Genomic DNA, 12582 nt, shown 5'->3' with positions numbered 1-12582 from the left:
CCTTTGCTTTTCGTTATGTATCCATCCGATCAGACTCCAGCGTCTGACCGGACGGAATCTTGCTATTCTAGTGTGATATGGTTAAATGCTTCTGAGCCTGTTGGATGAGGGATGTATCCTCCTACATTCGATTGAGCAGCAACAGGTGGTGTGGTGTGAGCAACAGGTACCCATGGTGCGTCCTCATGAATAATTTTCTGTGCTTCCTTGTAGAAATCTACTCGCTTTTCCTGCTCCATCTCTGTTTGAGCCTTTGTTAACAGGTCATGCACCTCGTCGTTTTTATAAAAGGCAATGTTCCCTGCTGAACCTTTCTTCGCATTATCCTTATCTAATAATACGTATAAGAAGTTGTCTGGATCTCCGTTGTCTCCCGTCCAGCCTAGGAACGCCATGTCATGCTCGCCATTTTGCGTTTTTGTTTGATGGGTTTCCCACTCATTTTCAACGATTTCTACGTTCACATTAACCTCAGCCAGCATTTGCTGAATAGCCTGTGCTGTTACTTTTGGCTGCGGCATATATGGACGTGGGTTAGACATTGTATAAAGGGTTACATCTACGCCATCACCATAGCCTGCTTCTGCCAATAGCGTCTTCGCTTTTTCTGGATCATAGCCGTATGGTTCAACAGAATCGTTGTATCCCCAAAGACTTGGCGGCATAGGGTTTTTCGCTTCTTTCCCAAGACCTTCAAAAAGCTTAATTAAATCCTCTTTGTTAATAGCAAGGTTAATAGCCTGACGAACCTTTTTATCCGCTAAAGGACCTTCTTTGTCTGTATTCATCGCCATGTATCCAACGTTCATGGATGGACGGCGGAAGATTTGCAAGTCCTGATTGTCCTCAGCCTTCGTTAAGTCCTGAGGGTTCATGCCCTTCATCATATCGATAGAGCCTGATTGCAATTCCATAAAGCGTGCTCCGTTATCTGGGATGACACGGAAAACAACATTATCCACGCTTGCCACTTGACCGAAGTAATCCTCGTTTTTCGCTAACTGAATCTTGTCTCCTTGTGTCCATGATTCAAATGTGAATGGTCCTGTGCCAACTGGGTTCTTAAAGTAATTTTCACCATGCTCTTGAACAGCATCTGGGCTGGCAATGGCAAATGGCGGCATAGCTAGAGTGGAAAGAAATGGTGCATTCGGTTTTTCCAGCGTAAACTTCACTTCGTAATCGCTAGTTGCTTCCACCTTTTCAATAATGCCACCTTTGTCTTCTTCACTAGCACCAAACATGTAGCCGTAGTAAATAAAGTCAGCAGACTCTGTCCAACGCTCAAAGTTAAAGACAACATCCTCCGCCGTAAAATCAGTTCCATCGTGGAACTTAACATCTTCTCTTAGCTTGAAGGTGTATGTTTTTCCATCATCACTGACTTCCCATTCGGTTGCTAGGGAAGGCTTTACCTCCGTTCCTTCCTGCTCGTAATCGACTAGTGTGTCATAGATTTGCTGGGTTACATAAATCGATTCTCCATCGGTTACTTGTGATGGGTCGAGCTTCTGTGCATCAGCACCACGACCAAAGACAAGGGTATTGTCTCCAGTTGATTCAGATGCAGACTCTTCGCCTTCTGACTCTCCCTCTGAAGATGCTTCTTCAGAATCGCCTCCACTACATGCAGCAAGGGCTAATAAACTTAGCAAGGCTACAGCTAGTAAGGCGCGTAAAAATGATGATTTCATAATCGTTCCCCCTATAATATATTTGATAAGTAGTAAAACGCTCGTTATACAGGCTGCTTTACTACTTCATCGACAAGATGACATGCTGCCTGATGATCTCCTGCTCCTACTTCTTTCAGGACAGGATGCTCCTCCCTGCACCTTTGCTCTGCAAACGGACAACGGGTATGGAACTTACACCCTTTTGGTGGATCGGAGGGGCTTGGCAAATCTCCCTCCAGCATGATTCGTTCCTTGTCCCTTCGAGGATTTGCCTCTGGGATCGCGGAAAGCAATGCCTTTGTATAAGGATGCTTAGGATTTTCATATACTTCATCCACTTCTCCTGCTTCCACAATTTCACCAAGATACATAACCGCAACCCGATCGCTAATATGGTGAACGACACTTAAGTCGTGGGCAATAAATATGTAGGTTAAGTCGAATTCCTTTTGTAAATCTGCCATTAAATTGACGACCTGTGCTTGAATCGATACATCAAGTGCCGACACGGGTTCATCGCAAATAATCAACTCCGGATCTAATGTTAGCGCTCTGGCAATTCCAATCCGCTGTCGCTGTCCGCCACTAAATTGGTGAGGGTAGCGATGCTTATGATAAGAGCTTAGGCCAACCACATTGAGAAGCTCCTCTACTTTCTTCTTTCTTTCACCTGAGGGAACCTTAAATGCTCGCATCGGCTCTTCAATAATTTGCTCCACCGTCATGCGCGGATTAAGGGAGGCGTATGGATCCTGGAAAATTAATTGTATCTCCCGGCGCAGCTGCCGCAGTTTCTCTCCCTTTACGTGAGATATATCTTCTCCTTTATAGACCACCTCACCGGATGTTGGTTGAATAAGCTGGAGGATGGAGCGTCCTGCTGTTGACTTTCCACAGCCGCTTTCCCCAACTAAGCCTAGTGTCTCTCCCTTTCTTACCGAAAAAGAAACACCGTCAACTGCTCGTACAGCTCCAACCTGCTTCGGGATAATTGCCCCCTTTTTAATCGGGAAGTGCTTCTTTAAATTACTCACTCGCAGCAGCTCGGTCATTTCATCGCCACCTCTTTTTCTTCATACAATAAACAACGAACCTGATGATTCCTTCTTGCCTCTACGTATCCAGGGTCTACATGCTGACATGCCTCCATCGCATGCTTACACCGCGGAGCAAAGCTGCATCCCGCTGGCAGGGCCCGCAAATCAGGTGGAATCCCCTTAATAGCATCCAATCGCTCCTTTTTGTTCGCTATCGTCGGTATGGAGCTAAGCAGGCCCCACGTGTATGGATGCTTCGGATGTTCAAATAACTCCGCTACGTCAGCAAATTCCACCGGTTTTCCGGCGTACATGACCATAACGCGGTCACATACTTCCGCCACTACCCCTAAGTCGTGAGTAATCATAATGATCGCCATACCCAATTCCTTTTGCAGACGGGCTAACAGCTCTAAAATTTGCGCTTGTATCGTTACGTCCAACGCTGTCGTCGGTTCGTCCGCTATCAGAACCTCAGGATCACACGACAAGGCGAGAGCAATCATCACGCGCTGTCTCATTCCGCCACTGAATTCATGAGGATAGCTTCGCAGCCGGCTTCGAGCTGATGGGATACCGACCAAATCTAATAGCTCCACAGCCCTTTCCACTGCTTGCTTCTTAGTTACATCTCGGTGAGCCCGGATCGTTTCAACCAACTGCTTCTCAATAGTGAAGACAGGGTTTAAGGATGTCATCGGGTCCTGGAATACCATGGAAATGCGGTCTCCTCTTATGGATCGCATTTCTTTAGCTGATTTTGCTAACAAATCCTCTCCTTTAAAGGTAATATTCCCTTCGACAATTTTTCCTGGAGGATCCTTAATGAGTCGCATAATGGACATGGCAGTAATACTTTTTCCTGAGCCTGATTCTCCGACGATTCCTAGTGTCTCTCCAGGCTTCACATTAAAGCTGACACCGTCTACTGCCTTTACTACTCCCGATTTAGTGAAGAAGTGCGTATGTAGATTGTCTACTGTTAATATTGCCTTATCTGTCACAGTCACCCCTCCTTTATTTAAATTTTACTATTTTTCTGAATTTATTGATAACTTATGTAATATTATACATACCTTTGTTATATTTTTGTATTTTTCTCATTTTTCTTAAAAATAATTGCATTCAATGTCAAACGGAAACATACAGTCGTTACTTTGTTATAAAGGAAATTTGCGATACAATGACAGTATTGTACAAGATGCGTTTTAGAAAAGGAGACCTGGTGATGATTCAACTAACAGCGTCTGAGATTTTGGAAAATAGCGGCTGGCTAATGTATAAACGAGGGGCTTCCTATTATCAGGAGGGAGCAGTTGTTAATATAAATCGGTATGGTACGTCAGACCCCCGGTTTACACATATATTTGCACGAGTAACTGGTTCAAGGTCGTGGCCTTATGAGGTAAAGCTGACTTTTTCCAAACAAACAGGAGATTACCTGGAGGGACAATGCAGCTGTCCTGCCTATAAGGATGGTGTCCAGGTGTGTAAGCATATGGTGGCCGTAATGTTCGAAACCATCGAAAAGTACACTAATAATCGAACCGTTTGGAATAAAGGGGAATCGAAATCTAAAGACCCAGACACAGCTGGTCCTATGGAGCCAACCTCCCAGCAAATACAACAAGCCAATTCGTTTGTAGATAACCTATTGGAGCAAGTAACAGAAGAGGAAACTCTTTTTACTCCCTCCAAGGAGCCGCTGTATGTCCAGTTTGAATTAGAAGGAATATTCACCAGCTTCACTAGACCGAAGGATTTAGAATTGAGCTTAAAAGTAGGTACGAACCGATTGTACGTAGTGAAAGATATCGGAGAGTTTGTCGATGCCTGGTATGCCCGTGAGCCTATGTTCTTTACGCCTCACTACACCTACGAACCAGACCAGATGATTATGGCAGAAGAGGATGCACGTGTACTAGAGTATCTTTATCCCCTCGTAAAGAGTCAGCAGTATTTTAAAGACAGCGACTTCTACTACGCTGCCAGTATGAAAAAAAGCCTGCAACTACCTAATCACTTTATCGATGGGTTGTTTCCCTTGCTCGAAGACTGTGATGCTGTAGTCATGAAGCGACATAAGGAGGATCTGCCCTTTCATATTATCCATGACCGGTTTCCAGAATCGTTTATCCTTTCAAAGGAAGGCGGTCATTTTTCCTTAACCATAAAGGACACCGGGTTCATAAGTAAGCAGATTGCGGATTCTGGCTATTTCGTCAAGAATGAAACCATTTATAGTATCAATGAGTCTATTCGCCAGACTGTAACCCCGCTTTACAACCACCTGTCGGAAAAGCTGGATAATACACAGCTGTTCCAGCAGGAGCATATAGAGCAGATGGCCGGTACAGTCTTCCCTGTTTTAGAGGCCCATAACTTACTCGAAGTCGATGATTCCATTACCGACAAGCTGAAACGGTATGAGTGCTATCCCGTTGTGAAGCTGACAAAGCAGGATAGCTCGTTGCATGCTCATCTCGTTTTTGAATATGGGGATGAGAAGATTAATCCATTCCAAACATACCGTCGTAATCCAGACATGATGATTTCCCGTAATATGAAAAAGGAACGCCAGGTTATGAATTTAATTGAACAAGCAAACTTCCATTGGAATGGAGAGGTTTTATCGCTCTCTGGCGGACATGATCTCGGACATTTCTTCTATGTTATACTGCCTGAGCTAACCAAGCGGGCGGAAGTCATTACCTCAGAAGAAGTGGACGACATGTATAATGATATTCCAGAGGAAATACCACTCGCCTTGGATGTGGATGAGAATTATGGATGGTTTGAGGTTCGTTTCCCAACCGAAGATTTGACGGATAGTGACATATCTTCCCTCTTACAATCCCTGAAGGATAAAGAGAACTATCATCAATTCAGTAACGGGCGTATCATTGACCTAGAGGAAGATGCCTGGGAGGAGACAAGATCATTATTTGAACAGCTGGACATTGATGCTAACCAGTTAGAGGATGGAGTTGTTCAATTACCAAAATATCGGGCTCTGCAGGTGGACACCTCGACAGGAGTCCAACAAAGTGAAGCCTTTAAACAGTTAGTAGAGGCTATTCAGCACCCAGAAACGTTAGCAGAAACACCACCTGATACGCTGCAGGCAAACCTACGAGATTATCAGCTCCGTGGGTTCCAATGGCTGCGCTCACTGGCACGACACGGTTTCGGCGGCGTTTTAGCAGATGAAATGGGATTAGGAAAGACACTACAAGGACTTGCCTACATCCTTGCAGGCAGGAAGGAACGTCCGGATCATCACCCATTTCTTGTCGTATCCCCTTCCTCGCTCATCTATAACTGGGAGCAGGAGGCTAGTAAGTTCACTCCCAATTTGTCCGTCCGCGTTGTATCCGGCTCTAAGGAAGAGCGTACAAAACAAATGGAGGACTTGTCAGGAGTGGACCTAGTGATTACCTCCTATCCGATGCTTAGACGGGATACGGATTTATATTTACCGTATTTTTTCCAGGGAGTATTACTGGATGAGGCTCAATCCTTTAAAAACCATACCTCTCTCACCTATAAAGCTGTTCGTGCCGTCCGCGCGGAAACAGCCTTTGCCTTAACAGGAACACCGGTAGAAAATCGAGCGGAGGAGCTATGGACGTTATTTTCTGTTGTCATGCCTGGCTTACTGTACGACCGGAAAACCTTTAAAACGCTTGAACAAAGCCTAATCCAAAAGAAAATATCTCCGTTTGTGCTTCGTCGGACGAAGAAGGAGGTTCTCACAGAGCTGCCAGATAAAATCCAAACGACACGATACACTGATTTAACAAAGGAACAACGACAGCTCTACGTGGGATATTTACAGGAAATACAGCAGCAAACCAAAAATCAGCTGCAAAGTGGCGGCTTTCAGCAAAATCGGATGCAAATATTGAGCAACCTGACTCGATTACGCCAGCTATGCTGTCATCCTTCCTTGTTTGTCGACAACTATGAAGGAGAATCTGGGAAGCTTGAAGAGCTGAGAAGCTTCTTACAGGAAGCACGCGCCAATGGACAGCGGCTGCTCATTTTCTCCCAATTCACGTCTATGCTCGATTTAATCGCACAAGCCGTAGAAGAAGAGCAATTCTCCTACTTTTATTTGGACGGATCCACGCCATCACAAGACCGCGTGCATATGGCTAGCCGCTTTAACGAGGGAGAAAAGGATATGTTCCTCATTTCCTTAAAAGCGGGAGGAACTGGATTGAACCTAGTCGGAGCAGATACAGTCGTCCTGTACGACCTGTGGTGGAACCCGGCAGTCGAACAACAGGCTGCCGACCGAGCACACCGCATTGGTCAGAAAAACTCTGTCCAGGTCGTAAAAATGATAGCGAAAGGAACGATTGAAGAAAAGATTCAAGCCTTGCAAGAAAAGAAGCAAAACCTATTCGATACGCTGATTCAGTCTGGCGAAGGCAACCTTTCAGCCTTAACCGAAGACGATATCCGCGATATCTTAAGCATTTAACGAAGTGCCCTACTGTTTAGCAGTGGGGCTTTTTTGTATTAGAGAAGGATCTGTTACGTTCATCGGAAGCAAGGTGACAGGATCCCTCTCTAACAAAAATCAGCTCGAACTCACGTCTTCCCTAGCTCCCTTTTATTTGGAACAGCCTAATATCTACATTTTGGTTTTACAGAGCGTTTATATTTAAGAAAAAAAAGAATAAAAGGTTTTGATTTTTCTGACGATAGGATATACTGTTGCTTACGTTATAGTAAGGAAGGCTCAGGGATTGCTTTGTACAAGCTCTCTTAGTCTTACATAAAGGAGGAGACCATCATGAAAACACTTGAAAAAATCAGCGGCTTTATGGGAAGCACCTTTGCTATCTGGGTCATCGCATTTGCCATTGTATCGTTTTTATTTCCAGCAGGCTTCACCTGGATTGTGCCCTACATCATTCCGCTTCTCGGACTAATTATGTTTGGCATGGGGCTGTCCTTATCGAAAGACGATTTCAAAGAGGTTGCCCGTCGACCAAAAGATGTAGCAGTAGGAGTAGGTGCTCAATTTCTCATCATGCCACTATTGGCTTTTGTCCTAGCAACCCTCCTACCTGTATCCCCAGAGGTAGCAGCTGGGGTGATATTAGTAGGCTGTTGTCCGGGTGGAACATCCTCTAATGTGATGACGTATCTTTCCAAAGGGGATACCGCTTTGTCCGTCGCAATTACGGCAGTCTCCACCTTGCTTGCACCATTGTTAACACCTGTACTCGTCTACTTCTTAGCAAGTCAATGGATGCCTATTGAGGCCGGTTCCCTATTCTGGTCGATTGTGAAAATAGTCTTAATTCCAATCGGACTAGGTTTGTTGTTAAAAGCACTATTTGGATCTAAAGTCGAAGCAGGAGTAAAAGCATTGCCGCTTGTATCCGTTATCGCGATTGTCGCTATCGTAGCAGCAGTAGTCAGCCTAAATCAGGAAAAAATCGCACAAACAGGCGCGGTCATCTTCGCCATCGTCGCTCTTCATAACATGTTGGGATACGGTGTTGGCTTTGCATTTGGTAAGCTATTTCGCATGCCTGCCTCTAAGCAGCGAGCAGTTTCGATTGAAGTCGGTATGCAGAATTCTGGTCTTGGAGCAAGCCTGGCTACGGCCCACATGAGTCCACTCGCTGCCGTACCAAGCGCCATATTCAGTGTATGGCACAATATTTCTGGTCCAATTATTGCGACCATTTTCCGTAAATCAAACGAGAAGGAACATAATTCTCAGCAGCAGTCAGACATAGAAAAAGCTCCCGTTTAGCCGGGAGCTTATCCTAATGGGAACGCTTTTTAATTTTTTGGTAGTACTCATCTAACCATTCCTGGAACAGTTGAAAATCACTCTCTACCCGCTCCTGATAGAACTTAGACCATAGCAATAATTCGTTAATGAACCCATCCTTATCTTCCCCAATGGCCTTCAAAATCTCTTCCTCACTATGATAGCTTAATATTTCCTGATCCAAATCTTCATCAGCACGAGCATGAATTTTTGCTGCAATTTTACCCATTGTTTTCAGCGTCTTTTCTACATCGTCATATTCCGTCAGATGCTTCTCCTTCAAATCCTTCTCATACGGGGAACGCTCACGAACATAAAAGTCACGACCTTGCATGGTAAAGTAACCAAGATACGGGTCAGCCATATGGTGCATCGCTTTTTGCGTCACAATGACACGCTCTCCCTGATGATGGTGATCAGCCCAGAATTCCTGATCATACGGGAAGAAATAGGCAGGTACAGGAGTGCGCGCCTCTTTTGCTTCCAAAATAATATCATCGTGATGTGCGTTGTCATGAGTACCCTCAATTAGAATATAGAAACGCTTCAGTCCGGTGGAGCCAATGCCCGCTCCCTTCTTCTTCACAATATCCTTTATCTCATAATGATGTTCTCCTTGAAAATCATCCTGATCTACACTGTTCATATATTGGCGCCACGCCTTTTTAATCTCTTTAAATTCATTATTCGAAGCAGGCTCCAATTTCACATTTTCCCGATCAAACACACGATTTCCATTCTCATTAATCGTTGTCTGCTTGTCCAGCTCATGTGTCGCCTTACGCTCCTCTAACTTCTTGAGCGCCTTTTTAATAGCAGATTTTGTATTGTCTACCGTAAAACGAGTGGACACAGGACTTTCTTTTTCCTTCGTAAACTTCTTCAGCTGCTTATAATATGACTTCGCAAAACGATCGACAAACTCGTCCTGCTCCTTCTCACCAAAACCTTGCTGCTTCGCAAACAATCGTATACTCACAACCATCCGGAGCACATCATATAAATAAGACCCGAGATACCCCTCATCAAAATCGTCTACGTCAAACACAATTTCCTCCTGCTCATTTTGAAACGCACTAAAGTTATCAAAATGCAGGTCTCCCATAATCCATGTCGGCTTATCCGCTGGAGTATGGTAAGAAAAAGGAATATTCGTTACATCATAATAAAAAAGGTATGCACTACCACGGAAAAAGCTGAACGAATCCTGCTTCATCTTTTCATACTTTTGAACCCGATCCGTCTGACTAATTCCCATAATCTCATTATCAAATTGCTCCAAAATGGTATGCAACGTCTGCTTTCGTAAATATCGCTTCGTATCTAACACTCTATTCTGCTTCGTCTTTTGTTGAACCATTCCATCAACCTCCTATTTCATATTGTGAGGGGTTTAATAAGGTGCGTAAAGAGGAGTGAATTGGAAGATGAATAGCCATTGGGATGGGGAGGTGAGGATTCTGGCTGGGTTATGCGCTCTCCCTGCCAAGTTATGCGCTCTCCCCGGCCAGATATGCGCTCTCCTGGGCTGGATATGCGCTCTTCTGGCCGGATATGCGCTCTTCCGGGCCAGATATGCGCTCTTCTGGACCGGATATGCGCTCTTCCCGGCCAGATATGCGCTCTTCCGGGCCGGATATGCGCTCTCCCTGGCCGGATATGCGCTCTCCCTGGCCGGATATGCGCTCTTCTGGCCGGATATGCGCTCTTCCGGGCCGGATATGCGCTCTCCCTGGCCGGATATGCGCTCTTCTGACCGGATATGCGCTCTCCCTGGCCGGATATGCGCTCTCCCTGGCCGGATATGCGCTCTCCCCGGCCGGATATGCGCTCTTCCCGGCCAGATATGCGCTCTCCCTGCCAAGTTATGCGCTCTTCCTGCTCCTCCGCTATCCTCTCTTCCTCTGCCTCCGATACTGTTCTTCTAATCTATCTACCAGGTTGTCAGGTTGGTAGTATTTTGTGCCTTTGTTGGTGCCTTCCTTTCGAAATCCTGTTTGCTGCAGTAGTTTATACGTGGTATGCCTATTGTCGAGTTTCAAAAATTTTTGTGCCTCCTTGCAGGTGACGTTTTCCCCAAATAGTAAAAAGTAATCATATAAGGCGTAAAGATATGCATTTGCTGAGGAGTGGCCGCAGAAGGGGCATCTAAATCGGCGACGGTTCCATTTCATGTGGAGCTTTTGGCAGAGGGGGCAGAAGACTCCTGGCAATATGTCTTCTTTTCCGATATGAAATGTAGAAAGAGGGTTTCGTCGGTCGGTTAGACGGTTTTGGTGGAGATGCTGGCTTATGGTATGCAGTTGGGCTTCTGTGAGAATCTGTTTGCGATGGCATGAGTTCAGCTCTTTTATTTTACTAATGATATTTTCGGTGTGAAGGACGTTTGGAAGATGGGGACTGTTGGTGTCCATTATACAATTGGGGTTACTTAACGTGACGAGGGTTTCTATTGGGAGAGGTTGAGGAAGGTGGGGACGAAGCCATTTTAGTAAATGATGCTTCTGGCGCTGTACCTGGCCTAATGGGTTTGGAAATCGTTCTTCCTTTCCGGAAACATCGAACCGAATCCATTGGCCTCGCTCTTGATTGTAAACGAGCTTTCCACTCCAGTTTTTCACCTCTATGATGATCGCAAAATAGGGGCTGACAATAAGGGTATCCATTTGAAATACGCCTCCCTCCCCTAAGAGACGCAAGTCCTGAAAAGCTTTGAATCCTGATGGCAAAAAGCTTAAATGGTAATCTAATTCTTGTTCGCCTCTGTGCCCCGACTGCCTCATCGCAACACTTGAAGCTAGTTCTGTTCTATGCATCGTTCTTCTCAATAGTGCTTCTTCCTTCCATAGCACTAATGGCCGGTTTCTTTTCATTTGCATCACTCCTTTGGAAAATGTACACTGCTTTACCTATATTCTTTGCTAGCTTAAGAACTCCTGCAATTGTCACACATTTGGCTAAAGACACGATTTATAGTACACTATACGTTGCTGAAAACGTTAGATAAAGGATTGATAGTATGATAGAAGTAGGCAGAAATGAACCCTGTCCTTGTGGCAGTGGTAAAAAATATAAAAAATGCCACGGTAATCCAAAGGTTGTTGCCTTCCCTACACAACTAGTAGACGAAGAGTTAAATCAACTTCTTAATAAACTGAATGAATATACGTACACTCATTACGGCTTCCACGTACCAAGAGTGCCTGCTAAGACGAACCAAAAGCTGTTCAACTTGATGGCCGTATTACACACCTCTTTATTCCGTCCGCTTCAAAATGGAAAGAGGATTATTGAAGAGTACATCGAAGATAAGGGCTCTGCGGTGAAGCGTCCAGCAACGAAGCAGTCGTTTGAACAATGGTCTCAAGCAGAAATTGGTATTTTTCACTTAGATGCGCAGCCAACTGAGTCATTAGCTACCATGCGTAATACGTTCACGGGCCATACATTTACGATTCAAATGAACGCTTCTGAATCACTGGATATGTCCTACTTCATTGGGATGATTGGAGCGTGGGGCGAGTATAATCGTTTCCTTCCATTCTCTATGCCAATGGAAGAGAACACGTATAAGCGGTATATCGCTTCGTTTGATAAGGAGTATGAAGCGCATCATAACGGTCAGGGAAGACTTGATTATTTCTCTGAAAATTTCTTGAATCAGCTCACGAAATTGTCAGAAATAATGAAAAACCCTATTCAAGAAGATGCAGAAGAGCAATGGGAAGGGAAGCCAGAGGAGCATGAAGTGATGAATCTTCTCGATGAACGAGTGGATCGTAACATCTTCTCTGAAGAAGAGATAACGCACATTAAACAATTCTGGATGGCCTATTGCGATAATCACCATCCAACCATTCGTAAGCCCGAGGTATTCGCAGCTACTTTAGAATACTTCTTTGGCACGGATTCGCTGTTCGGTCCGGCACGTGAGGTAACTCAAAAAGGACTCGGAACGAAATATGGCGTTAGCCCGAACACCATTTCCAAACGTACGGTAGAGGTTTCTGGTATTTTCCACAATATGTTTGAACAAGGGCAAGCTCAGTAACGACAAAATCCCTGGTCT

General features: G+C 44.9%; 8 protein-coding genes. 3 read left to right on the top strand and 5 right to left on the bottom strand.

What is annotated here, in order from left to right; all coding sequences use genetic code 11:
- Positions 1–62: 62 nt before the first annotated feature.
- The 3 genes from ACFFGV_RS17405 to ACFFGV_RS17395 are packed head-to-tail and all read right to left on the bottom strand — an operon-like array spanning position 63 to position 3717.
- Complete coding sequence (locus ACFFGV_RS17405; protein ID WP_377350583.1) at positions 63–1694, bottom strand: ABC transporter substrate-binding protein; 1632 nt, start codon at positions 1692–1694, stop codon at positions 63–65.
- Between the two features lie 44 nt (positions 1695–1738).
- The gene (locus tag ACFFGV_RS17400; protein WP_377350581.1) at positions 1739–2728 is read right to left on the bottom strand and encodes an ABC transporter ATP-binding protein; all 990 of its coding nucleotides are present in this window, start codon (positions 2726–2728) and stop codon (positions 1739–1741) included.
- A complete protein-coding gene (locus ACFFGV_RS17395) occupies positions 2725–3717 on the bottom strand; it encodes an ABC transporter ATP-binding protein (protein WP_377350579.1) in 993 nt (330 codons plus the stop codon). The genes ACFFGV_RS17400 and ACFFGV_RS17395 overlap by 4 nt, the downstream gene beginning before the upstream one ends.
- Before the next feature lie 224 nt (positions 3718–3941).
- Here ACFFGV_RS17395 and ACFFGV_RS17390 point away from each other — a divergent pair, with 224 nt between their 5' ends.
- Both ACFFGV_RS17390 and ACFFGV_RS17385 read left to right on the top strand, forming a co-directional pair.
- Positions 3942–7202, top strand: coding sequence for an SNF2 helicase associated domain-containing protein (locus tag ACFFGV_RS17390; protein WP_377350577.1), 3261 nt, complete (start codon positions 3942–3944; stop codon positions 7200–7202).
- A gap of 315 nt (positions 7203–7517) precedes the next feature.
- Positions 7518–8492, top strand: coding sequence for a bile acid:sodium symporter family protein (locus ACFFGV_RS17385; protein ID WP_377350574.1), 975 nt, complete (start codon positions 7518–7520; stop codon positions 8490–8492).
- A gap of 13 nt (positions 8493–8505) precedes the next feature.
- On the opposite strand, the gene ACFFGV_RS17380 is transcribed toward ACFFGV_RS17385, so the two are convergent.
- Positions 8506–9873 (bottom strand): DUF2252 domain-containing protein, encoded by a 1368-nt coding sequence (locus tag ACFFGV_RS17380; protein ID WP_377350572.1) that lies wholly within the window; start codon positions 9871–9873, stop codon positions 8506–8508.
- Positions 9874–10402: 529 nt separating this feature from the next.
- Positions 10403–11386, bottom strand: coding sequence for a nuclease-related domain-containing protein (locus ACFFGV_RS17375; RefSeq protein WP_377350570.1), 984 nt, complete (start codon positions 11384–11386; stop codon positions 10403–10405).
- Positions 11387–11532: 146 nt separating this feature from the next.
- On the opposite strand from ACFFGV_RS17375, the gene ACFFGV_RS17370 reads away from it, so the two are divergent.
- A complete protein-coding gene (locus tag ACFFGV_RS17370; protein ID WP_377350567.1) occupies positions 11533–12564 on the top strand; it encodes a YecA family protein in 1032 nt (343 codons plus the stop codon).
- The last annotated feature ends 18 nt before the right edge of the window (positions 12565–12582 follow it).

This window comes from Pontibacillus salicampi (genome assembly GCF_042434395.1).
GTDB classification, from domain to species: Bacteria; Bacillota; Bacilli; order Bacillales; family BH030062; genus Pontibacillus; species Pontibacillus salicampi.
Note: the sequence above shows the minus strand (reverse complement) of the source record. Positions and strands in the feature narration are given on the sequence as shown.

Bases quoted from the DNA above. Each gene is read 5' to 3' on its own strand.
- ACFFGV_RS17405 (WP_377350583.1), bottom strand. From the start codon at position 1,694: ATGAAATCATCATTTTTACGCGCCTTACTAGCTGTAGCCTTGCTAAGT.
- ACFFGV_RS17400 (WP_377350581.1), bottom strand. From the start codon at position 2,728: ATGACCGAGCTGCTGCGAGTGAGTAATTTAAAGAAGCACTTCCCGATT.
- ACFFGV_RS17390 (WP_377350577.1), top strand. From the start codon at position 3,942: ATGATTCAACTAACAGCGTCTGAGATTTTGGAAAATAGCGGCTGGCTA.
- ACFFGV_RS17385 (WP_377350574.1), top strand. From the start codon at position 7,518: ATGAAAACACTTGAAAAAATCAGCGGCTTTATGGGAAGCACCTTTGCT.
- ACFFGV_RS17380 (WP_377350572.1), bottom strand. From the start codon at position 9,873: ATGGTTCAACAAAAGACGAAGCAGAATAGAGTGTTAGATACGAAGCGA.
- ACFFGV_RS17375 (WP_377350570.1), bottom strand. From the start codon at position 11,386: ATGAAAAGAAACCGGCCATTAGTGCTATGGAAGGAAGAAGCACTATTG.
- ACFFGV_RS17370 (WP_377350567.1), top strand. From the start codon at position 11,533: ATGATAGAAGTAGGCAGAAATGAACCCTGTCCTTGTGGCAGTGGTAAA.